Below are 23,397 nucleotides of genomic sequence, written 5' to 3' on the forward strand. Positions count from 1 at the left end.
ATGAGCAACAATAGGCAATCCAGGCATAAGAAAAAAACGTTACTTATCACTGGTGTTTGCATTTTAACCTTAGGTTTTTATTTTACAACGACAAATGCCTATACGCTGATAAAAGGCTATGCCCTATATAAATGGAATAAATCTGATACAACGGAAGCGACGGCTAAGCTACCCGAACCGAAGTCGAAATCTGATATTCCCGATGGGCTTGAACTATATGAGCAACGACCGGAGACAGGTGATTTGATGGGTGAGCTTTATATTCCAAAAATCAAGGCAACACTTCCAATTTATCACGGAACGGACGAAGATGAACTCGAAAAGGGCGTCGGCCATTATGCGGCGTCCGTCCTCCCCGGCGAAAAGGATAATTCCGTTTTATCCGGACACCGGGATACAATTTTCAGGGATCTAGGTGATGTCGGCGAGGGTGACTTGCTGATTGCCAAGACAGAAGCCGGTACGTTTACATATAAAGTGAGGAAGGTTCGTATCGTCGATGCAGATGACCGTACCGTGATCGTTCCCAAGCCCAAGGCCACACTTACAGTAACAACCTGCTATCCTTTTTCATATATTGGTAGTGCACCGGAACGATACGTATTGGTTGCCGATTTATTGAAATCGGAGATAGGTAAATGAGATTCGGGGCTGAAGTTGTTCTGCCCCCTCTTCATAAATCTTTAATAGATGATAGGAGGACAGGCTCAACATGGATGAACAGGCACGGCAAAGGTTTTTTCAAATTTTAAAAGAAACGTATGAAGCAACGGTGAACCAGGAAAATGTATCAATCAACGAAGTGATAGAGCATCTAAAGAGTGAACTGACTCCGTTATACCCATAATGCCATTAAAAAGGACTTGCCACATATATGGGCAAGTCCTTTTTCTCATAAGGAAGTTTGTCGCTCTCTCTCAAGCATTTCCTCTTTGGTATATATGATTTTCATTGGATTTCCCCCGACGAAAGCTCCCTCCGGAACATCCTTATGTACAAGCGTCCCCGCAGAGACAATCGCCCCATTACCAATTGAAAGTCCTGGAAGAATGGTCGAATTGGCTCCAATCAATACTTCATCACCAATGACAACATCTCCTAAACGATATTCATGAATCAAATATTCATGAGCAAGAATCGTCGTATTATAGCCAATGACAGTATTCATCCCAACCGATATTTTTTCCGGAAACATCACATCCGGCATGACCATCAAGGCAAACGAAGTATGCTTTCCTACTTTCATATGTAAAAAAGTCCTGTATAGCCAATTCTTCATGCCCAGAAAAGGCGTATAACGCGCTAGCTGTATCACCACAAAATTCTTTACGACTTTCCAGAATGGAACGGTCTTATATACATGCCATAGTGAATTAGCCCCTTCAACTGGATAGCGGGACGTGCGTCTCATTTTCTAGCCTCCGTGAGTTTTTCAACCTCAACGATATTCAATAAATCCGCCATCTGCTCAAGCATATAATCTGGGTGATAACTTTCCAAGAATTCACGGCCTTTAATGGACCATGAGACCCCCGCCGTTTTTGTACCTGCATTTTTACCGCCCATAATGTCATGATAATTGTCGCCAATCATGATCGCTTCTTCAGGAACCGAACCTAGTTGATTTAAAGCTTTTACCAAAGGCTCTGGGTCGGGCTTTGCCTTTTCCACTTCATCCAGTGTGACCACCACTTCAAAGAATTGATCCAGTTTGCTTAAACGCAGGCCCTTTTCGACGACATCACGCTTCTTTGTCGTAACAACTGCCAATTTATAACCGCTCTGCTTCAACGTTTGAACGGTTTCGAACACCCCGTCAAATTGTGTGACAAGCAAATCATGGTTCCTCCAATTATGCTCCCGATAGTAAGCGATCATTTCATCCACTCGTTTTGGATCAATGGAAGAGAAAGTATCGACCAAAGTCGGCCCGATAAATGGAATGATATCTTCCCGATTGAACTTTCCAGGACAAAAGTGGTTTAAAGTTTCCGTAAAAGAGGCGATGATCAATTCATTTGTATTGATCAACGTCCCATCAAGATCGAATAATAATGTAGTTATCTTACTGTTCATATTACAGCTTCCTTTCTCTGTACCCTGTCAGTCCGATTCCATATAAACGCAACGGCCATCGTTAAAACAATGGCCGTGAGCAGCCGAATAAGCAACAACGGCAAGACCGGAATCCCCAGCGGAATAAAAATCAGTGTGTCTTCTACAACAGCATGGCAGGCAACTAAAAAGATGAACGCAATCGTCATATCCTTCTTCGAAACATTATCTTCTTTAGCAGCTTGAATCATTACGCCCGCCCCATATGCCAAACCGAGAGTCAGGCCTGTAACGAAAGGCATGGAAGCATTCGGCTTCATCCCCAGGACCTTCATGAAGGGAGCAAGGGCTTTCGAGAAGGCTTCCAGCCATTTTAAATCTTTCATGATTTGAACCGCCACCATGAGCGGAATAACAATGACCGCCAGCTGACCGATGCCTGAAAGGGCCTGGAAAACCCCATGTAAGAGGATTGCACCTGCTCCGTTAATCTCTGCAGCCTCCCCGATAGCCACTCCTTGGGCCATTTCAGATCCGCCCTGCCAGACAAGATTGATGACGATCGCTGATAATAGGGCAAGCCCGATCCGTACTGTTAAGATGATCCACAGCTTGACACCGGTTTTCATCGCCACACCTGACTCGATCAATAAATTATGTGAAAAAGATAGCATCATAGCAATAATAAAAACTTCTTTCACAGTCAGATCAAGTGTTAATATGCCAGCGATCGCCGCGTATAAATTCAGGAAATTCCCTAACACAAGCGGAATTGCCGCGTCCCCTGGAAGACCGATGAGATTCATCAAAGGCGCTATCAAGTTAATGATGAATGGCAATACAGGCGTATATTGAAGCACAGTGACGATCAAAGTGACTGGAAATATCACTTTCCCCAAAGACCAAGTTGTATTCAAGCCTGAAAGAAGTCCCTTTTTAACCGAATTTACTATCACTATGCCCTCTCCCTTTACACATATTCCCTATGCATCTAAATATCTTTTGTTTGCATGCCCGCTGACCCTTCTATAGACCACTAAAGCAATGGCTACAACCACCAACACAATCGAGATCACTTGTGCGATACGCAGTGACTCCGTCAGCATCAAACTATCCGTCCGCAATCCTTCAATGTAAAAACGGCCGATGGAATACCATAATACATATGTTAAAAAGAGTTCTCCCCTGCGCAAGTTCACTTTCCGTAAACTTAAGAGGATAATGACACCGGCGATATTCCAAATCGATTCATACAAAAAGGTCGGATGATAGTACGTCCCGTTTATGTACATTTGATTTATGATGAATTCAGGCAAATGCATATTTTCCAGGAATGACCTGGTTATTTCTCCCCCATGCGCTTCCTGATTCATGAAATTTCCCCAACGGCCAATCGCCTGCCCCAACAATAAGCTCGGTGCAGCAATATCCGCCAGCTTCCAAAATGACACTTTCCTGACCTTGGCAAAAACGATGGCAGTCAGCACCGATCCAATCAACGCACCATGTATGGCAATTCCGCCATTCCATATTTTTATGATATCCCCCGGGTTTTGTGAATAGTACTCCCATTGAAATATCACATAATAAATACGGGCACAAATGATCGCGATCGGGACAGCAAACAAAATCATATCCGTAAATATTTCCTTATCAAGACCTCTCCGCTCAGATTCCCTCAAAGCGATAATAAGACCCAATAACACACCGAAACCGATGATCAGTCCATACCAATGTACCTGGATGGGGCCTAGATCTATCGCGATTGGATTCAGCGGCTGTATTCCTTGTTCCATTTTGTCCCCTCTTTTCCTATAACCTATTAAAATTCATCATGTTCCGGATCTGCAATGGCATGGTTCAAGCGATCTGAAAACTGTTCCGCAGCATTTACTCCCATTCGTTTCAGGCGGTAATTCATGGCTGCCACTTCAATGATAACAGCTAAATTTCGCCCTGGACGGACAGGTACGGTTATTTTCGTCACTTCCGTATCGATGATTTTCATTTTTTCTTCATCAAGACCAACCCGGTCATACTGCTTGTTTTTTTCCCATAGTTCCAGATTGATGACGATTGAGATCTTTTTGTTGCTCCGGACTGCACCAGCTCCAAAAAGTGTCATTACATTAATGATTCCCAACCCTCTTATTTCAAGAAGATGTTCGATTAAATCCGGGGCATTCCCCACTAGCGTATCTTGGTCTTCCTGCCTGATTTCGACGCAGTCATCGGCTACGAGACGATGACCCCGTTTCACCAATTCCAGGGCTGTCTCACTTTTACCGACTCCGCTTTTCCCGGTGATCAACACCCCTAACCCATAGATATCCACCAATACACCATGAACAGCAGTAGTTGGTGCCAACCTGCTTTCAAGGAAATTGGTCAGACGGCTGTATAACCTTGTTGTCTTCATATTAGATCTCATCACAGGAACGGATTCCCGCTCAGAAGCTTCGATCAATTCTATCGGCACTTCCTGACCACGCGTAATGATGATGCCTGGAGTAAAGTCCCTGCACAACTCTTCCATCCGCTGTATTCGCTCCGGTTCATTCAACCGATTAAAAAAGGACATTTCCGTCATACCTAAAAGCTGTACTCGATCCGCGGGATAATAATCAAAAAAACCGGCTATTTCAAGTCCGGGACGAGATAAATCACTCGTGACTATTGGTCGGTTAATTCCTTCTTCCCCACTGATAAGTTCTAGACCGAACGCTTCTACTATATCCTTTGTACGGACTTTTGCCATATATCTTTCCTCCTTTTGGAGCGTTGCTATTTTTCGAGATACTTTTTCTATTTTAGCATTTTTCTGTTAATAACCAAACAAAGCATTATCGATTTATTGTTTTTTTATTCACAGACCCGGATGATGACAGCGGTATGGTCCCCGTAAACTGGAAAGAGATGAGATGAAACTGCAGAATACTAAGAAAGCCCGCCTGTTTAAATTGGCGGGCTCACTTTGCAGACAAAAGGGTTTTAGAAAACGTATCTTTCATCAAATAATGTTCCCGAACCTCCTCCAAGCAACACCCCTTAGATATGATTTCTATCAAAATTTAATAATAAAGTTGATTGAAGCAGGTGTGCGAGACTCCTGCGGGAAAAGCGTATCCAGAAGAGCTCCCCGCAGGCGGAAAGCGAGTGCCGGGAGAAGAAATCAACATCCAAATTGTACAAGCCATAAAAAAATGTAGCCAAGCCCGCTTTTCACCGAGTTTGGCTACATTCTGGGCCCGCCAGTTATATCTGCGGGCTTTCTTTTTCTTCAAGAGACCGTTATCGCTGCTGTCTTGGTTTCTGCAAAAACATGAAGCACAGGAACTTCTTCCTTAACGGTTTTAAACTTAAGGACCTTCTGAACCACATCACTTTTCTCTTCGATGATGGTCATCCCTTCCAAAGTTACATTAAAGCTTCCTAAATTTGATTTCAACTCTCCTTCGATCGCCTTCCCTTGCGGCAGGGTCAACTGGACTTTTCCAGTGATTGACTTAGCATGGATCGAATCGCAATCCATCCCTGAATTCGTACAGATGATTTCCCCATTGAAAGTTTGAACATCCAATTTCTTGAAGTATCCATCGGCATTAATCGCTCCATTCAAGGTCTCGGCTTCCAGGTCATTAAAGTTGGTATCCGAAATGGTGATCATCCCGTTAGCTGTTTCAAGCTCACACGAATCACCGGTACCCTGCATGATATGAATGGCACCATTCGCCGTCTTCGCTTTAAGGTTCTCTGATTTCAATGATTCAGTCGTGATTGCGCCATTGAACATCCTTACATGGATATCCTCATATTCCTTCCTTGGGATGTACATGATCGTATCAACCTTTATGGACTTTTCACGAACCTTGAACCTCAATTTTCCATTTTCAATCGTGAAATCGACTTCTTCCAAAAAGTTCTTCCTGGCTTCTTCTATATCTTCCACACGGTATACTTTAGCTTCGCATTCAACCCGGACATCATCATGGTCCCATGCGGCGATTTTTATTTTCCCATTTGCTATATCCACATCAACTTCATTCAGGAAATCATGATCATGCTGGAAAATATGACTGACCTCCACAGATTTCCCAAAGTTGAAATCAAGGTCCGTTTCTTTGATTTTCTTAAAAGCACTTTCAACGAAATCAATGATCTTTTCTTTCGATGACTGGATATTCTTCTTAAACGTATCCTGAGTGCTTCCCTCGCTTTTCTTATCCACGACTACCGTCGATAATTCATTTTGCAATTTCTGCTCTTTAGCTTCACTTTCCTGACTGGCTTTATCTAATTCTTCCAATAAGCTCATGGCTTCTTCCGCCGATAACTTTCCATCCTGAATCATTTCCAATATTTTTTTTCTTTCCTCCTGCATGAACATTCCTCGCTTTCTTCTTTCATTTTATTCATACATACGCCCAGATATCTAAAAAGTTTCATAAATACCATTTTTCCCATCATTCGACAAAGGGAAATGACAATTTCCGAAAAGGATGATGTATGATTTCCCCGGAAATATCTTGTTTTCCTATTCTTTAATCAAATGATTGATTAAATGCACACCGTCATTTTTCTACAAAAAAACAAGCCGGATGGCTTGTTCTTTTATGCATGTTCATGCTGAGTTTCTTTTTCTTCAATCCAATTTTCCATGCGAATTTGATCACGGGTAAGTACAGGTTTTAAGTATTTACCTGTATATGATTCGGAAACCTCACATATTTTTTCAGGAGTTCCATAAGTGACGATCGTACCGCCCTTATCTCCGCCTTCCGGGCCCAGGTCAATAATATGGTCCGCCGTCTTGATGACATCCAGATTATGCTCGATCACCAAAACTGTATCCCCATTGTCAACCAGCCGCTGCAGAACCTTTAGCAGCCTTGCTATATCATGGACATGAAGTCCGGTAGTTGGTTCATCCAAGATATAAAAGGAGCGCCCAGTGGAACGGCGATGCAATTCAGAAGCAAGTTTCACCCTTTGCGCTTCACCGCCTGATAAAGTGGTAGCAGGCTGCCCAAGCTTGATATAACCCAAACCGACATCATAAATCGTTTGTAGCTTCCGTTTGATTTTCGGGATATTTTCAAAGAAACTAACGCCTTCCTCAACTGTCATATCGAGAATGTCGGAAATGTTTTTCCCTTTATATTTCACTTCAAGAGTTTCCCGGTTATAACGTTTCCCATGACAGATTTCACATGGAACATAGACATCCGGAAGGAAATGCATTTCTATCTTGATAATGCCATCGCCTCGGCACGCTTCACAGCGGCCGCCCTTCACATTGAAACTGAACCTTCCTTTTTTATAACCGCGGATTTTCGCTTCATTAGTTGAGGCAAATACGTCACGAACATCATCGAATACACCCGTATAGGTAGCCGGATTCGATCGTGGGGTTCTGCCGATCGGTGATTGATCGATATCAATGACTTTATCCAAATGCTCAATTCCCTTGATCTCACGGAAATCGCCTGGTCTGGCTTTTGCCCGATTCAGCTTTTGAGCCAACGATTTATGGAGGATCTCATTCACTAATGTACTTTTCCCTGATCCAGAGACTCCTGTAACGGCTGTAAAGACCCCTAGCGGGAATTTCACATTAACGTTTTTCAAATTATTTTCCTTGGCACCTTTTATCTCAATGACACGGCCATCATTTTTCCGGCGTTCCAATGGCAATGGAATGAATTTCTTCCCTGCTAAATATTGGCCCGTTAAGGATTTAGGGTTATTCATGACCTCTTCCGGAGTACCAGCGGCCACTATTTCCCCTCCATGCGCTCCTGCTCCAGGACCAACATCAATCAAATAGTCCGCAGCAATCATCGTATCTTCATCATGCTCGACAACAATCAGGGTGTTCCCGATTTCGCGCATATTCTTCAATGTTTCGATCAATCGATCGTTATCCCTCTGATGCAGCCCTATTGAAGGTTCATCCAAAATATAGAGTACTCCCGTCAATCGTGAACCGATCTGCGTAGCCAATCGTATACGCTGCGCTTCGCCGCCTGATAATGTCCCCGCTGCCCTGCTCAACGTCAAATATTCCAAACCTACATTAGCCAGGAAACCGAGCCGCTCGCGAATTTCACGTAAAATCAATCTCGCAATTGCCGCTTCCTTTTCAGTCAAATCAAGTTTATCGAAAAATACTAACGCATCTTCCACTGATAAAGCTGTCGTTTCACTTATATGTACCCCTTGAATGAGCACGGAAAGACTCTCTTTTTTTAAACGATGTCCCTTACAGGTCGGGCAGTGATGTTCCGACATATATTTTTGCATTTGCTCACGAATATAGTCTGAACTCGTCTCCTTGAAGCGCCTTTCGATGTTTCTTAAAACTCCTTCAAAAGAAATATATCCTTCTTGCACTCTTCCAAAATCATTTTTATAACGGAAATATATCTTATCTTTACCTGAACCAAGCAAGACCTTATCCATCTTCTCTTCCGGTAAATCTTTAACGGGCACATCCATATCTATCCCATAATGGTTGGCTACCGCTTCAAGGAGCTGCGGATAATATTGAGAGCTCGTCGGCTCCCATGGCGCAATCGCATGTTGACGGAGGCTTAATTCGTTATTCGGGATGACCAGATCACGGTCCACCTCAAGCCTCGCCCCCAAGCCATCACAATCCGGGCATGCCCCAAACGGGCTATTGAAGGAGAACATTCTCGGTTCTAACTCTTCAATCGAAAATCCGCAGTATGGACAAGCATGATGTTCACTGAACAGCAGCTCTTCCTCACCCATGACGTCAATGATGACTTTGCCCTCGCCAAGCTGCAAAGCACTTTCCAATGAATCCGCGAGCCGCGCCATGATACCCTCTTTAATGACGATCCGGTCTATGATGACCTCAATTGAATGCTTTTTATTTTTTTCGAGAGTTATCTCCTCACTGAGATCATGCATTTCCCCGTTCACCCGAATGCGGACATATCCTTGTTTCTTGACTTCCTCCAAAACTTTTGCATGTGTCCCTTTTCTGCCTGAGACAAGCGGTGCCAACACCTGAAGCTTGGTCCGCTCAGGGTAATCAAGAATGCGGTCCACCATTTGCTCAATCGTTTGTGAGGTGATTTCAATATTATGGATCGGACAGGTCGGCCTGCCGACCCGTGCAAATAACAGCCTTAAATAATCATAGATCTCCGTAACAGTCCCTACGGTTGAACGAGGATTTCGACTGGTCGTTTTCTGGTCTATGGAAATGGCTGGTGACAAGCCTTCGATCGCATCGACATCCGGTTTATCCACTTGGCCTAAGAATTGACGGGCATAAGCGGACAGTGATTCTACATAACGTCTTTGCCCTTCTGCATAAATCGTATCAAAAGCCAAGGAAGACTTTCCAGATCCGGATAATCCGGTCAGCACAACAAGTTTGTCTCTCGGTATCGTGATATCAATATTCTTTAAATTGTTGGCCCTGGCGCCTTTTATCACAATTTTATCCATTGCCATGTTTCGTCACCCTTCCGCTTTCAACTCTAGTAATAAATCACGCAGCTCGGCAGCTCGCTCGAAATCCAGTGCCTTTGCCGCTTCCTTCATTTCCTTTTCCATGCTCTCCATCACTTTTAAACGCTCTTTTTTAGGGAGCTTCGCGAGGCTTGGTGCAAGGTCTTCTTTATATTCTTCGCCTTCTTCGGCTACATGGGTCGCCCTTATGGAGTCACGGATATCCTTTTGAATGGTTTGAGGCATTATTCCATGCTCTTTATTATAGCTTTCCTGGATTTCACGGCGCCGCCTCGTTTCATTGATGGCAAGTTCCATCGAATTCGTGATGCGATCTGCATACATGATGACATGGCCGTTGGCATTACGGGCTGCACGGCCCATCGTTTGAATAAGCGAACGTTCCGAGCGAAGGAACCCTTCCTTATCGGCATCCAGTATGGTCACCAATGACACTTCCGGTATATCCAGGCCTTCCCTTAAAAGGTTGATTCCAACGAGTACATCATATTTGCCCATTCGAAGTTCCCGGATGATTTCTATCCTTTCCAAGGTCTTCACTTCCGAATGAAGATATTGGACCTTGATGCCGATTTCCTTTAAATAATCAGTTAAATCCTCAGACATCTTTTTCGTCAAGGTCGTAATGAGCACACGCTCGTTCTTTTTGACGCGCTCCTGTATTTCACCGATCAAGTCATCTATCTGCCCTTCAATCGGCCGCACTTCCACCGTCGGATCCAGCAATCCGGTAGGACGGATGATCTGCTGAACCATTTCTGGCGTATGTTCGAGTTCATATGGTCCCGGAGTTGCCGAAACGAATATGGATTGATGTACCTTTTTTTCAAATTCCTCAAATCTTAGCGGGCGGTTATCTTTTGCCGACGGCAGACGGAAGCCATGATCGACGAGCACTTGCTTCCGAGCCTGATCTCCATTGAACATTCCGCGGATTTGCGAAAGGGTTACGTGTGATTCATCCACGACCAATAGGAAGTCCTCTGGAAAGTAATCCATTAAAGTGTATGGTGTCGCACCTGGGGGACGAAGGGTTAAATGGCGGGAATAGTTCTCGATCCCTGAACAAAAGCCCATTTCCCGCATCATTTCCAAATCATAACGGGTCCGCTGCTCCAAGCGCTGTGCTTCAAGGAGTTTTTCATCTTCCCTTAATTCCTTCAATCGCTCTTCCAGTTCCGTTTCGATATTTTGAATGGCTATCCGCATTTTCTCTTCGCGGGTTACGAAGTGGGAAGCCGGGAAAATCGCGATATGTTCCCGTTCACCAGTGATTTCACCAGTCAGGGCATCGACTTCACGGATACGGTCAATCTCATCCCCGAAAAACTCGACCCGTACGCAATGCTCATCACGTGAAGCTGGGAAAATTTCGACTACGTCACCGCGAACGCGGAAGGTCCCCCGTTGGAAAGCAATATCATTCCTCTCATATTGAATATCCACGAGTCTGTGCAGCAAGGCATTCCGGTCTATTTCCATGCCTGTCCGGAGGGAAACGACCATCTCCCGGTACTCTTCAGGGGAACCGAGCCCATATATGCACGAAACACTGGCAATGATGATGACATCTTTCCTTTCGAACAAAGAAGAGGTTGCCGAGTGTCGCAGTTTATCGATTTCATCATTGATGCTTGCATCTTTTTCGATGAATGTATCCGTGGATGGAACATAAGCCTCTGGCTGGTAGTAATCATAATAGCTAACGAAGTATTCTACGGCATTATTAGGGAAGAACTCTTTGAACTCACTGTAAAGCTGCCCCGCCAACGTTTTATTGTGGGCAATGACAAGAGTCGGTTTGTTGATTCTTTGAATCACATTGGAAACGGTGAACGTTTTCCCTGTCCCCGTCGCCCCCAATAACGTCTGCATTTCCTTGCCTTCCTTAATCCCTTCGACTAGCATGTCAATCGCTGCCGGTTGATCTCCTTGAGGAGAGTATTTTGAGACTAACTCAAACTTATCCTTCACCAAGCATAGCCTCCTATTGAAATATTTTTATATGAAAACGGGACATGCCTGTATCCCTTCTATTTATTCCGATTTAATAAAGCATATATACACATTCTACCACAATAGCCTTAAAACAAACCAGAAATAAGCGAACATCCATTCTATTTTTTTGTTCTAAGGACTTCATGATGTGTTGAAGCGAATGGCATCTTTGAGTACAAAAAAAGCACCTTTGGTGTCAGGCGCTCTTGGATGTACGTTTCATCATTCTTTTTGATAACCAAAATCCCACTGTCAGGGATAAGGCATCCACGATGATCAATAAGTTTGTATGCGTATAACCTTTATATGCGGAAGCTGTAATCAAGGCAACAGTTAAAACAAGACCCACGACATTGTTATAGGTGACTCTTGAAAATAGCATGACAAGTAGACAAGGAAGGAAAAGGGCAGAAAGAAGTTTAATCATTTTTTCATCTCCTTTATAAGAGAAAAATAGAGTAGTTTCAGTTTAAATGATTATTAAGTTTTTTGCCAATCAATTTCCTTCTTGATTTTCAAGCATCATCAGAAGAGCATTCCATACATCCTCCAATTATGCCCATAAAAAAAAGAGGCAAACCCCTTTAAAGGGAAGTTTGCTTCTTTTCAGCCCAATCAATATGGATCCGCTTCATGTCCTTTTTTAACGGCGTCCTCAGGGTTATCCGTCCCGCCCAGAGGTTTTGAAGAGTTTGTATGTTCAGAAGCCGCGGCCAGTCCCTCTTTCAATCTGCGGCCATACTCTTCATCGGCCTCTTCGGCAAGAGCTATCATTTTTTCCTGAATGCGCTTGTCGGCAGGAGCCAATGCCGCCACTAAATTGGAAATTAAATCGTCTTTTTCCCAATCCTCGAATTCACGGAATGTTTCACCAGCCTGTTTCGTATTGTTTTGGCGATCGATTGTCTCACGAACAAGTTTCCCTTCCACCATCGGTGTATACTCCTTGCCCGTCTGCTTAGCTTCCTTCAAGCCGCCGACAGTTGATGGTTCGTAGTTGATATGGGGGCTTTGGCTGCCTCTGCCAACTTCATATTGCATCTGTCCGCCAGTCTGATTCGTGGCTGTCGGTTTCTTCGGAGCATTAATCGGCAATTGCAGATAATTCGCACCAACACGGTGACGCTGTGTATCGGAATAAGAGAATGTACGTCCCTGTAACATCTTGTCATCAGAAAAGTCCAGTCCATCCACCAGGACACCGGTGCCGAATGCAGCTTGTTCGACTTCAGTGAAATAGTCTTCAGGGTTTTTATTCAATACCATCGTACCGACATGCAGCCATGGGAACTCATCTTTCGGCCAGATTTTCGTATCATCCAGCGGATCAAAATCCAATTCAGGATGATCATCATCACTCATGATCTGTACGTTGAGATTCCATTCCGGATAGTCTCCGCGTTCGATCGCTTCATATAGATCCTGTGTGGCATGATTGAAATTCGTAGCTTGAATTTCATTTGCCTCTTGCTGTGTCAGGTTCTTGATCCCTTGTTTCGGTTCCCAGTGATACTTGACAAGCACCGCTTTCCCTTCCTCATTCACCCATTTATAAGTATTGACCCCTGACCCTTGCATCATGCGGTAGTTAGCCGGAATGCCCCATGGGGAAAATACAAAGGTGATCATATGGAATGTTTCAGGTGAGCTCGAGCAAAAATCGAAGATCCTCCTGCCGTCCTGAATGTTCGTGACCGGATCGGGTTTGAAGGCATGAATCAAATCCGGGAATTTCATGGCATCACGGATAAAGAAAATTTTCAGGTTATTTCCTACAAGATCCCAGTTTCCATCCTCCGTATAAAATTTAACCGCAAATCCCCTGGGATCACGTAACGTTTCCGGGGACGTCCCTCCATGAATAACAGATGAAAATCTCACGAATACCGGGGTTTTTTTACCCTCTTCCTGAAAAACCTTCGCTCTCGTATATTTTGAAATCGGCTCGTCCCCCGCTTTACCGGTCGGAACGAAATAACCATGTGCACCTGCACCACGGGCGTGCACCACCCGTTCAGGGATACGCTCCCTATCGAAATGGCTGATCTTTTCCAGGAAATCATAGTTCTCAAGTGTACTAGGTCCTCTGTTTCCTACAGTTCTAAGACTCTGGTTATTCGTTACCGGGTGACCTTGCCTGTTCGTTAATGTTTCTTGCGATTCATCATTTGGTTTTTTGGATTTATCGGACAAAAATATCCCTCCCCTGTTAATAAAAGCCATAATACTATTATACTTTCCCCTATTCCCTATATTTCACTCTTCAATCTTCAAATTTAATTGAAAATATTTGAAACTCCCCTATATACGGCTGACCATATGTTTATGCCATTAACAACCGGTGTAAATCATATAATGATATGAAAGCTTTGAAGCATTCAGTAAAAAACATGGAGGAAGCATACCCATTTTTGTTTATGACAACAGCGCTCCATTATAATGAACTAAGGATAAAAAATTTCAAAAAACGGGGTGCCTTCATTGGACGAATCAATATTAGGAAGACTTGGCAGGATGATGTCTGGAAAAACCGGTCGTTGGGTTGTCATTGCTGTATGGATAATTGCAGCAATCGTATTAACCTTCACATTGCCTGCCGTTAATGATCGAACAGCAAATAATGCTGCAGACTTGCCCGAAGACTCACCTTCTGTCGTGGCTGATGAACTTATTAAAGAAGAGTTTCCAACATCCTCTGGATTACCTGCCCTCCTTACATGGCATCGGGAAAGTGGACTGACGGAGGCCGACTTGGCTGAAATCCAGTACCTTTCCAAAGAACTGACAGATAACCCATTGACACAGCAATCCTTTTTACCGCCGCTTCATGAAATTCCGTTGCCTGCTCTTCAAGGATCGGTTTCAGAAGATGGAACGACTTTTGTACAGCCGCTTTTCTTTAAAGAAAAGACCGAGACCGAAATTCTCGAAAAAAATCTTGAAAGCATTAATGAAGCTGTATCGGAACGCATTGGATCGGACCCATTCAAGGTCCCGACAGATTCAGGTGAATTATCCCTTCGAGTGACAGGCCCTGTAGGGATATCCGTCGATGCAACGGGTTTATTTTCAGGTGCTGATTTCAAATTGCTGTTAGCGACAGTAATACTTGTACTTGTCGTGTTATTACTCATTTACCGCTCTCCTCTTTTAGCCATCATTCCTCTAATCGGAGTGGGCTTCGCCTATCTTGTCACGAGCCCGATTCTAGGATTCATGGCAGATCATGGTTGGATTACAGTCGATTCACAGGCGATTTCAATCATGACCGTATTATTATTCGGGGCCGGAACGGATTATTGTCTATTTTTAATTTCTCACTACAGAAGTGAATTAAGGAATCATGAAAGCAAACGGAAAGCCATGATCGCCGCATTTAAAGATTCATCAGGCGCCATCGCGATGAGCGGCCTTACGATCGTCATCTCCCTGATAACATTGCTTGTAGCCAAATACGGAGCCTACCACCGTTTCGCTGTACCATTCAGCTTGTCCATTTTTATCATGATGCTGGCAGCTTTAACACTTGTGCCGGCATTACTTTCTGTATTCGGAAGGGCTTCCTTCTTCCCGATCGTTCCGCGTACACCCGAAATGGAAGAAGCACGGGCTAAGAAAAAGGGAAAAGCCGTCAATAAGCATAAAGAAGGCCGCATCGGTAAATGGATCGGTCATATCGTCACGACCAGGCCATGGACTGTCATTCTTACATGCCTGATCATCTTCAGTGTTTTAGCTGGATATTCTTCACAAATAAAATATTCATATGATATTCTCTCTTCCTTCCCTGAAGATATGAACTCCCGTGAAGGCTATTCTGTCATTTCCGACTCGTATTCACCGGGCGAACTTGCACCAGCCACAGTGGTTATCGATACCGATGGTGAAGATGTCGATTTAGCGCCGGCATTAGAAGGGATGAATATTGTTGAAAGTGTTGCCGATCCAGTCACAAGTAAATCCAATAAAGATCTGCAATCCTATGAGGTCACATTCAACTTGAACCCATATGCTTTCGAGGCCATTGATTCCATTCCGGAAATCCGCAAAATGGCGGAGAGAGAATTGAAGGCCGCCAATATATCTTCCGTTGATGAAAAGGTTTGGATTGGCGGGCAAACTGCGACGCAATTCGATAAAAGGGACACCGTAAAATCCGATGAATTCATGATCATCCCGATCATCATCGTCCTGATTTCCTTGCTCCTCTTAGCCTACTTGCGATCTGTGACAGCCATGGTGTATTTAATGGGAACAGTCATTCTCTCATTCTTTGCAGCAATGGGCTTAGGCTGGATAATCCTGCACCATTTCATGGGTGTCGATGCCATAGAGGGTACCATTCCACTTTATTCTTTCGTATTCCTGGTTGCACTTGGCGAGGATTATAACATTTTCATGGTTTCAAGCATTTGGCGTAAGAAAGAAACGATGCCAATCAAGCAGGCCATCAGAAAAGGCGTTGCCGAAACTAGTGGTGTCATCACTTCCGCCGGAATAATCTTGGCAGCCACTTTTTCCGTTCTAGCCACACTTCCGATTCAAGTATTGGTTCAATTCGGTCTCATTACTGCACTTGGTGTGTTAATGGACACATTCATTGTGCGCCCGTTCCTTGTTCCTGCAATCACCGCCCTACTTGGCCGACTTGCTTTTTGGCCGAGTAAAGTGACCACTCAAGAAGAGAAAGAACATGCCAATCACTAAAGGTGCCAGCTTTACTCTCCTTGGATAAGCAAAAACCCTGTGCCCGATAAATGCACAGGGTTTTTCATGTTTTCAAAATTAAGGAAAACTTTCAGTTGACACTATTGATTTCACCTCTTATAATTACATTAAGTTAAGATATCTCAAATTAAAGATATATAAATTCAAGATTAATAATCAGGAGGAATAAACATGACAAATACAAAATGGACCATCGATCCGACTCACAGTGCTATTGAATTTTCCGTAAAACATATGATGATCGCTAAAGTAAAAGGTAGTTTTAATAAGTTTGAAGCTAGCATCCTAGCAAACCCATTGGATCTAACAACTGCAGAAATTGATTTTACCGTTGATGTGGCCAGTATCGACACACGCAATGCAGACCGGGATAATCACCTGCGTTCCGCTGACTTCTTTGATGTAGAAAACAATCCTACTTTAACATTCAAATCAACAAAAATCGTGAAAACGAATGAAGATGAATATGATGTAACTGGAAATGTGACTCTTAATGGAATCACACAAGAAGAAACTTTCAGCATCACCTTCGAAGGCCAAGGGAAAGATCCATGGGGGAATGAAAAAGCAGGATTCAGCGGAAAAGGGAAAGTCAAACGCAGTGATTATGGTCTAACCTATAACGCGGCGTTAGAAACAGGCGGAGTACTGATCGGCGATCAAATCACGCTTACCATCGAAATCGAAGCAGCTAAAGAAGCTTAATGAAAAGAAAGCGAGCTTGCCTACAGTTCTTTTAAGTGTAGACGTTGATTTCCACTTCAGGCACTCGCTTTCCGCGGGCGGTTCGGGAGCCTCACGGCGCCCTTGCGCCAAACCCCTTTTGTCTACAAACAGAAGCAGCAGCCATCACTAGGATGACTGCTGCTTTCTACATTTAGCGGATTTACGAATTCCTCGTTTTATATAGTAAATAAATGAAGTATGGTGCCCCGATGCTCGCTGTGAAGACACCAGCAGGTATTTCCAAAGGTGAGAATAAGGTCCTCCCAATTAAATCCGCCACCATAACCAGGATGCCACCAAGCAAAGCTGAAGTGGGCAGTAACACTCCAAAACTCGAACCAACCAGCCTTCTGGCCATGTGGGGTGCCATTAATCCCACAAACCCTATTCCGCCGGCAAATGCCGTGGAACCACCAATCAAGGCCGTACTGATCATCAATAATGCAAACCGCTGTTTTTGGACATGGCCCCCAAGCCCCGTTGCAAGGTCATCGCCTAGCTCCTGTAAATTAATATTCCTGGCATACAGGAAGGCGATTAACAGGAATAGTATCGTCCATGGTGCCAGTACAGCGATATTATTCCAGGTAGAGTTAGACACTGACCCCGTGATCCAAAGGTTGGCCTGGCTCGCTTGATAGACTGGGCCAAGAATCATCATCATCGTAGTGAGTGCCTTCATTAAAGCCATCACCCCAATCCCGATCAACACAAGCCTTATCGGGGGAACTCCATTTTTCCAGGCTAATGAATAAACAAGAAAGGCCACGACCGTCGCCCCAATGAATGCGGCTAACGGCAGCCAATTGATGCTCACCGTTAAAGAATGATTCTTATCGCTAAAAATGGCCAGGAATCCAACGACCGCTACTGTCGCTCCTCCTGTTATCCCCAAGATATCCGGCGAAGCAAGTGGATTTCGAATCATCCCTTGAAGGATCCCTCCAGCTACAGCAAGGCCCATCCCTACCAGCAGGGCAACAATTATTCTAGGCAGCCGGAAAGATTGGATAATAAGCCGATCGCTCTCCGTCCCCCCTCCGATAAAGACCTGGAGGACACTTAACGGATTTATATTCATTTCACCCACTCCAGTACTGATCACAAAGACTAGTGAAGTGATTAAAAATAATATGAAAATCACGATCATAGCTTTTTTATCCATCAAGAATGATATTTTTTCATTAAATAAACGAAAGCTCTTATATGACTTCATCGGCCGCTGAACCCCTTTCTAGCAATATAAATAAAGAATGGGGTCCCGATTATGGCTGTCATGACTCCAACCGGAACTTCTCGAGGCATCAGGATATACCTGGATATGACATCGGCCGCAATCAAAAGCACCGCCCCGAAAAGCCCAGAGAAGGGAATCACCCACCGATGATCAATACCTACTATAGAACGGGTAAGATGCGGAACGACGATTCCAATAAAGCCAATCGGACCCGCAACCGCCACCGATCCGCCAGCAAGCAGGATGATTGCCAGCCCCAGCACCAGTTTAAGGAAAACTATATTCAGTCCAAGACCTTTCGCAACATCTTCACCCATTGATAACACATTCATTTTACCGGACATGATCAAGGCAAGGCCCCATCCTACGACAAGATAAGGCAGGACGGCAATTAAATTGTCTAGACTTCTACCGGAAACGGATCCGGCAAGCCAGAATAGGACTTGATCTAAAAGAGCCTCATTAGAAACAAGAAGACCTTGTGTAAGTGAAGCTACCATGGCCGTCATGGCTGCACCAGCCAATGTCAGCTTCATCGGTGTCAAGCCGCCGCGCCCCATGCTTCCAATCATATATATGCTTATCGCGGCTATGGCCGCCCCTATGAATGAGAGCCATGTGAATACTTGAAGATTGCTTATCCCAAACACGGTGACCCCAGTGACAACTGCCAATCCCGCCCCGGCGTTAACCCCGAAGATATCTGGAGAAGCCAGGGGGTTTTTAGTTAGCGTTTGCATCAAAACCCCCGAGATGGCTAAACTTGCACCAATTGCAGAAGCAATCAGGGCACGCGGAAGTCTTACTGATTGAATGACAATGTGTTCATTCGTCCCATTGAAATGGGTAAAAGCATCGATGGCCATTTTCCATGTTGTATCTGTATAACCGTATACAATGCTTGAGCACAGTAAAAACAGCAGCAAAAGAATGGTAATGAACAGCCCCATCCATTTCTGCCATGTATATTTTAATAACATATCCAGTTACCTTTCCAATCATGTTTGTATAGTAATATTTTACTGGTGGTACTGGGAATATGTCAATGAATATGAGAATCATTTTCATTTATATATTGACAGAAAAGTATATTCATTTTATGATGATGCTGTTAAGTGCGAATGATTATCATTTGCTGAAAAATTGGGAGGGGTACATAGATGTTTAGATTCAAGTCATTATTAACGATTTTTACAATATTTGCAGTCTTTCTTCTAGCAGCTTGCGGGAATTCGGATGATAAAGCCGATGGAAATAAAGCTGAAGACAAGAAAGAAGATACAAGCTACACAATTAAGCATGCCATGGGCACTGCCGAGTTGAAAGAAACGCCTAAAAGAGTGGTCGTTTTAACAAATGAAGGTACTGAGGCATTGCTTGCTTTAGGAATTAAACCTGTTGGTGCCGTTCAATCATGGCTTGGTGACCCTTGGTACGACCATATTAAAGATGATATGGATGGGGTCGAAGTTGTTGGTGTTGAACATGAAGTTAACTTAGAAAAAATCGCATCACTAAAGCCTGACTTGATTATCGGAAGCAAGATTCGCCAAGAAGCTGTTTATGATAAATTAAGTGCAATCGCCCCTACCGTTTTCTCGGAAACGCTTAGAGGAGATTGGAAAGAAAACTTTAAACTATATGCAAAAGCCGTTAACCTTGAAGATAAAGGGAACGACGTTATTGCTGAATTCGATAAACACACAGAAGATCTTAAAGCTAAATTGGGTGATAAAGTAAATCAAGAAGTTTCCGTTGTTCGTTTCATGGCTGGAACTACCCGTATTTATTACACGGATTCATTCTCCGGAGTGATTTTCGATCAATTAGGATTTAAACGTGCAGAGCAACAGAAGGAACTGTTCACTGCAGATAATAAATTAGGTAACCTTGCCATCGAGGTAGGTAAAGAAGTCATCCCTAAAATGGATGGAGATCTTCTCTTCTACTTCACTTACGCTCCTGAAGGCGACAAACAAGCCCTAAGCACAGCAAAAGAATGGACGAATGATCCACTTTGGAAAAATCTTGATGCAGTTAAAAATGGAAAAGCTTATGAGGTTAGCGACGCTACTTGGAATACATCTGGCGGCGTAATTGCAGCTAATAAAATGCTGGACGATATAGAAAAGATCATGCTTGAAAAGTAATATTTTAAAAAAGGCCTTTCCCGATATAATTCGAGAAAGGCCTTTTTATTTTATAATAATGTATCATTAACCCACTTGTCCGCTTTCCTTTAATTGATCATCTACGAACAAGATGCCCAATTCGTAATGCTCCCCGTCAAAAAGGGCCCTTTGCACAAAGCGGATCTGTTCATTGTTATCGATGACCTCGAGCTTGCAATGTGCCCGGTTTATTTGGAGCGCCCTGTATAACTCTTCTTCTTCCCTGACGACGACCCCATTTATTTTCGAAATGACCTCGCCTTTTTGCAGCCCCATTTTATCTGCCGGAGATTGAGGGATAACGCCTAAAATCTGGACACCCAGCTTACTTTTCGAAAAATAAAAAGGAAGCTTTTGATCCATTGCCTTTTGGGTATAGTGCAGGAATTCACGACCAAGGATGGCTAAAACAGCCGTTATGATTGCCAATGGTGGGTACCAGTAACCAACTGCCGCCAATAGCGTAATCAAAATTCCCAATGCCCCTACCTTTTTGCCTTGCGCCCTAATGGCCAGTTCCGGAAGCGTCCCATGAACTTTTTGCTTAAAGCCGATTAAAATGGGCAGTACGATCGGCGATAGTGACATGTCCCCGATTGAAAAAACCGGATACCATTCGAAAGGCACTGGAAGTTGTCCTCCAGGAATCATGACGAACATGGGAATTAGCCAGATTCGCTGTGAAACATACACACCTATCGGCTGCCCCCTCTTGGATACCTCCAACTGAGGAGAGACCTTTTCACTTCCATTGCCAGCAATCAAAAACCCTTCAGCAATCAGTAATAATCCTATCAAAATAACCAGTGTCGGATATACGGACCGATCCAGCTGATTAAAGGCATCCTGAAATAAAGGCAGCTGGATGTCACTATCATATAAAAAGAAAAGGATAAAGAAGGTGAGCCCCACTGTATAAACGGGGGAAACAAACCTCTTTTTCATGGATAGCATGGATAAAACCGTAACCACTGCCATGATGAACAGAGCCGCCAAAGGAATCGCTAGTCCAGTAGCCAGCGTGAGGAAGGAAAGGATCAATCCCCATATCCATCCTTGAGGTAACATGGAACGCAGCTCCATGGAAGTACTGTAAATCTTCGTATTGAAATCATGGCGTTCCCGTTTAACGCGAAGATAGCCGATGAATAAACAATAGGCAATCGAAACATAAAGCAAAGGATGAAGGAAGAGTTTTCCTAATCCCATTAAGCATGCAATCAGCCAATCCGTTGTCAATTTCTTTGCACCATCCTCAACAGTAATCAAAATTTTGTCAAACTTCGTTCTGGTCAGTTACCTCCTATTCTATCAAATATGTAACCTTCATGCCTATTAAGATGCAGAAAAAGTAGTTTATCTTAAGTTTCTCCTAAACTGCCCTCATGATTGCAGGCGGGGTTCGATCAAATGCGAAAGAGGCACCATTCCAAGGGGAACGGTGCCATCAATTTATTTCACTAAATAATTCAAAGCCGTGCGTAACTGAATATCATTATCTTCATCCCGGATCTTATCCAGAATGGCGGATTCCAGATGTGCTGCGGTTTTAGCGTCCAGCTTACCAGTCACCTCAAGGCCAAATTGTTTTTGGAATGCCTTTACTGCAATCTCTGTACTCCAATCATAATATCCATCCTCACGACCCGGTTCAAATCCGAGTCCTTTCAGAATGTTTTGCGCATACTGGATTTGTTCATCATTCATATCCCGCTGCAACACCTTCTCAATAGCCAGCTGATGTGCATCAAAATACTCCGGTTGTTTCACTTCGATTGCCGGTTCGATCCCTTTTTTATGGATCCATTTCCCTGATGGCGTAAGCCACTTATATAACGTAAGTTTAATCTTACTGCCATCTCCCATTGGTACAGCTTGCTGTACAGTGCCTTTCCCGAAGGTCTTCTCACCGACCAATGGATAGCCCCCCGCCTCTTGCATCGCGCCAGCCAGGATTTCCGAGGCTGAGGCGCTGCCTTTATCCGTCAAGACAGCGACGGGATAAGCTTTCGCTTTCTTAAGGCTTGTAAAAAACGATTGTGTTTCTCCCGTTCTTTCCGCAATTTGCAAATAGGGTTTGTCTTTTGTGATAAACTCGCCAAGAATCGTTTCCACACTGGAAAGAAGGCCGCCCGGATTGCCGCGTACATCTATGACCAAGCCCTTGATTCCCTTCTTTTCCAGCCTCTTTAACTGCTTTTTGAAATCAGTCGCAGTATTTTCCGAGAATGAGGTCAACTCGATATAACCAATTTGTTCTCCCGCGACTTCCTTAATTGATGAAAATACGGTATCCAATGGGATTTCGGCACGCACCATATTGAATTCTAGAGGATTGTCCACCCCGGCCCGCTTTATTTCCATTTTGACGGGTGATCCTTTTTCGCCACGGATTTTCAGGCGTGTCTCATACAGATCCAAACCTTCTACACTCTCGCCATTCACCTTAAGGATTTGATCTTTCGGCTTTAATCCCGCTTTTTCAGCAGGTGAATCTTTGTACGGAGAAACAATGATGACCTTACCATCTTCCATTCCGATTTCAGTCCCAATCCCTTCAAAAGAGGAGTCCAGGGTTTCATTGAATTGTTTGGCGGTCTCCTTGTCCATATATACGGAATAAGGATCTTTCAACGCTGACAGCATGCCTTGAATGGCACCCGCGACCAGTTTGGAACCGTCCACCTGTTCTACATACTGACTTACGATCAAACCGTAAGCTTGTTCAACTTTTGCCCATTCCTTATCCTTCGATATTGCTTGGCTTTCATCCTTTACTTCATTCTTGGCCGAGAAGCTTGTCCAATATATGCCCCCCACTGCTCCAATGGCTAGTGACATGATGATTGCTAGAGGAAGTACCCATTTTTTGACCATATTTATCCCCATTTCTGACCTGATATGTATTTCACTATATGAGGGGAATGGAAAGAATATGCTTAAAGAAAATGGTGACACCACACAAAAAAAACA

General features: G+C 43.8%; 19 protein-coding genes. 5 read left to right on the forward strand and 14 right to left on the reverse strand.

Features of this window, described 5'->3' with window-relative positions; genetic code table 11:
* The gene (locus ACFVSH_RS00385; RefSeq protein WP_387601090.1) at positions 1-642 is read left to right on the forward strand and encodes a class D sortase; all 642 of its coding nucleotides are present in this window, start codon (positions 1-3) and stop codon (positions 640-642) included.
* Between the two features lie 70 nt (positions 643-712).
* Positions 713-847: a YwzD family small protein gene (locus tag ACFVSH_RS00390; RefSeq protein ID WP_387601093.1), complete on the forward strand. Its 135-nt coding sequence runs from the start codon at positions 713-715 to the stop codon at positions 845-847.
* Between the two features lie 45 nt (positions 848-892).
* Here ACFVSH_RS00390 and ACFVSH_RS00395 read toward each other — a convergent pair whose 3' ends face one another.
* The 10 genes from ACFVSH_RS00395 to ACFVSH_RS00440 all read right to left on the reverse strand — a co-directional run bounded on the left by ACFVSH_RS00395 (position 893) and on the right by ACFVSH_RS00440 (position 13,785).
* Positions 893-1,411 carry an acyltransferase gene (locus tag ACFVSH_RS00395; protein WP_387704309.1) on the reverse strand — a complete coding sequence of 173 codons (519 nt, stop codon included), beginning with the start codon at positions 1,409-1,411 and terminating at the stop codon, positions 893-895.
* Entirely contained in the window at positions 1,408-2,076 is a 669-nt protein-coding gene (ppaX, locus tag ACFVSH_RS00400; RefSeq protein ID WP_387601097.1) for a pyrophosphatase PpaX, read from the reverse strand. The genes ACFVSH_RS00395 and ppaX overlap by 4 nt, the downstream gene beginning before the upstream one ends.
* Positions 2,073-3,011 (reverse strand): nucleoside recognition domain-containing protein, encoded by a 939-nt coding sequence (locus tag ACFVSH_RS00405; protein ID WP_387601099.1) that lies wholly within the window; start codon positions 3,009-3,011, stop codon positions 2,073-2,075. Before ACFVSH_RS00405 ends, ppaX begins: the two co-directional genes overlap by 4 nt.
* A 27-nt stretch (positions 3,012-3,038) precedes the next feature.
* Entirely contained in the window at positions 3,039-3,851 is an 813-nt protein-coding gene (gene lgt / locus ACFVSH_RS00410) for a prolipoprotein diacylglyceryl transferase (RefSeq protein ID WP_387601102.1), read from the reverse strand.
* A 26-nt stretch (positions 3,852-3,877) separates the two neighbouring features.
* Complete coding sequence (gene hprK / locus ACFVSH_RS00415) at positions 3,878-4,813, reverse strand: HPr(Ser) kinase/phosphatase (RefSeq protein WP_076368260.1); 936 nt, start codon at positions 4,811-4,813, stop codon at positions 3,878-3,880.
* A gap of 522 nt (positions 4,814-5,335) precedes the next feature.
* On the reverse strand, positions 5,336-6,436 hold the full coding sequence (locus ACFVSH_RS00420; RefSeq protein ID WP_387704311.1) for a DUF4097 family beta strand repeat-containing protein: 1,101 nt from the start codon (positions 6,434-6,436) through the stop codon (positions 5,336-5,338).
* Between the two features lie 230 nt (positions 6,437-6,666).
* The gene (gene uvrA / locus ACFVSH_RS00425; RefSeq protein ID WP_387601109.1) at positions 6,667-9,546 is read right to left on the reverse strand and encodes an excinuclease ABC subunit UvrA; all 2,880 of its coding nucleotides are present in this window, start codon (positions 9,544-9,546) and stop codon (positions 6,667-6,669) included.
* A 6-nt stretch (positions 9,547-9,552) separates the two neighbouring features.
* Entirely contained in the window at positions 9,553-11,538 is a 1,986-nt protein-coding gene (gene uvrB / locus ACFVSH_RS00430) for an excinuclease ABC subunit UvrB (protein WP_387601112.1), read from the reverse strand.
* 220 nt (positions 11,539-11,758) lie between these two features.
* The gene (locus ACFVSH_RS00435) at positions 11,759-11,989 is read right to left on the reverse strand and encodes a CsbA family protein (RefSeq protein WP_192207123.1); all 231 of its coding nucleotides are present in this window, start codon (positions 11,987-11,989) and stop codon (positions 11,759-11,761) included.
* Between the two features lie 188 nt (positions 11,990-12,177).
* Positions 12,178-13,785, reverse strand: a complete 1,608-nt coding sequence (locus ACFVSH_RS00440; RefSeq protein WP_387704313.1) for a catalase — start codon at positions 13,783-13,785, stop codon at positions 12,178-12,180.
* A 258-nt stretch (positions 13,786-14,043) separates the two neighbouring features.
* Between ACFVSH_RS00440 and ACFVSH_RS00445 the strand changes: the two genes are divergently transcribed.
* Entirely contained in the window at positions 14,044-16,269 is a 2,226-nt protein-coding gene (locus ACFVSH_RS00445) for an MMPL family transporter (protein ID WP_387704315.1), read from the forward strand.
* A gap of 192 nt (positions 16,270-16,461) precedes the next feature.
* On the forward strand, positions 16,462-16,995 hold the full coding sequence (locus tag ACFVSH_RS00450) for a YceI family protein (RefSeq protein WP_260286313.1): 534 nt from the start codon (positions 16,462-16,464) through the stop codon (positions 16,993-16,995).
* Positions 16,996-17,176: 181 nt separating this feature from the next.
* On the opposite strand, the gene ACFVSH_RS00455 is transcribed toward ACFVSH_RS00450, so the two are convergent.
* Positions 17,177-18,232 (reverse strand): FecCD family ABC transporter permease, encoded by a 1,056-nt coding sequence (locus tag ACFVSH_RS00455; protein WP_387704317.1) that lies wholly within the window; start codon positions 18,230-18,232, stop codon positions 17,177-17,179.
* A complete protein-coding gene (locus ACFVSH_RS00460) occupies positions 18,229-19,233 on the reverse strand; it encodes a FecCD family ABC transporter permease (RefSeq protein ID WP_387704319.1) in 1,005 nt (334 codons plus the stop codon). Before ACFVSH_RS00460 ends, ACFVSH_RS00455 begins: the two co-directional genes overlap by 4 nt.
* A 180-nt stretch (positions 19,234-19,413) precedes the next feature.
* Between ACFVSH_RS00460 and ACFVSH_RS00465 the strand changes: the two genes are divergently transcribed.
* Complete coding sequence (locus ACFVSH_RS00465; RefSeq protein ID WP_387601130.1) at positions 19,414-20,403, forward strand: ABC transporter substrate-binding protein; 990 nt, start codon at positions 19,414-19,416, stop codon at positions 20,401-20,403.
* A 66-nt stretch (positions 20,404-20,469) separates the two neighbouring features.
* On the opposite strand, the gene ACFVSH_RS00470 is transcribed toward ACFVSH_RS00465, so the two are convergent.
* Positions 20,470-21,693 (reverse strand): PDZ domain-containing protein, encoded by a 1,224-nt coding sequence (locus ACFVSH_RS00470; protein ID WP_387601133.1) that lies wholly within the window; start codon positions 21,691-21,693, stop codon positions 20,470-20,472.
* Between the two features lie 183 nt (positions 21,694-21,876).
* Entirely contained in the window at positions 21,877-23,301 is a 1,425-nt protein-coding gene (locus ACFVSH_RS00475) for a S41 family peptidase (RefSeq protein WP_387601136.1), read from the reverse strand.
* Positions 23,302-23,397: the final 96 nt, after the last annotated feature.

Origin of the sequence: Peribacillus sp. NPDC058002 (assembly GCF_042886655.1) — a bacterium.
GTDB classification, from domain to species: Bacteria; Bacillota; Bacilli; order Bacillales; family DSM-1321; genus Peribacillus; species Peribacillus aracenensis.

Excerpts from the sequence above, each read along its gene's own strand:
- ACFVSH_RS00385 (WP_387601090.1), top strand. The coding sequence starts at position 1 with ATGAGCAACAATAGGCAATCCAGGCATAAGAAAAAAACGTTACTTATC.
- ACFVSH_RS00390 (WP_387601093.1), top strand. The coding sequence starts at position 713 with ATGGATGAACAGGCACGGCAAAGGTTTTTTCAAATTTTAAAAGAAACG.
- ACFVSH_RS00395 (WP_387704309.1), bottom strand. The coding sequence starts at position 1,411 with ATGAGACGCACGTCCCGCTATCCAGTTGAAGGGGCTAATTCACTATGG.
- ppaX (WP_387601097.1), bottom strand. The coding sequence starts at position 2,076 with ATGAACAGTAAGATAACTACATTATTATTCGATCTTGATGGGACGTTG.
- lgt (WP_387601102.1), bottom strand. The coding sequence starts at position 3,851 with ATGGAACAAGGAATACAGCCGCTGAATCCAATCGCGATAGATCTAGGC.
- hprK (WP_076368260.1), bottom strand. The coding sequence starts at position 4,813 with ATGGCAAAAGTCCGTACAAAGGATATAGTAGAAGCGTTCGGTCTAGAA.
- ACFVSH_RS00420 (WP_387704311.1), bottom strand. The coding sequence starts at position 6,436 with ATGCAGGAGGAAAGAAAAAAAATATTGGAAATGATTCAGGATGGAAAG.
- uvrA (WP_387601109.1), bottom strand. The coding sequence starts at position 9,546 with ATGGCAATGGATAAAATTGTGATAAAAGGCGCCAGGGCCAACAATTTA.
- ACFVSH_RS00435 (WP_192207123.1), bottom strand. The coding sequence starts at position 11,989 with ATGATTAAACTTCTTTCTGCCCTTTTCCTTCCTTGTCTACTTGTCATG.
- ACFVSH_RS00440 (WP_387704313.1), bottom strand. The coding sequence starts at position 13,785 with ATGGCTTTTATTAACAGGGGAGGGATATTTTTGTCCGATAAATCCAAA.
- ACFVSH_RS00450 (WP_260286313.1), top strand. The coding sequence starts at position 16,462 with ATGACAAATACAAAATGGACCATCGATCCGACTCACAGTGCTATTGAA.
- ACFVSH_RS00455 (WP_387704317.1), bottom strand. The coding sequence starts at position 18,232 with ATGAAGTCATATAAGAGCTTTCGTTTATTTAATGAAAAAATATCATTC.
- ACFVSH_RS00460 (WP_387704319.1), bottom strand. The coding sequence starts at position 19,233 with ATGTTATTAAAATATACATGGCAGAAATGGATGGGGCTGTTCATTACC.
- ACFVSH_RS00465 (WP_387601130.1), top strand. The coding sequence starts at position 19,414 with ATGTTTAGATTCAAGTCATTATTAACGATTTTTACAATATTTGCAGTC.
- ACFVSH_RS00475 (WP_387601136.1), bottom strand. The coding sequence starts at position 23,301 with ATGGTCAAAAAATGGGTACTTCCTCTAGCAATCATCATGTCACTAGCC.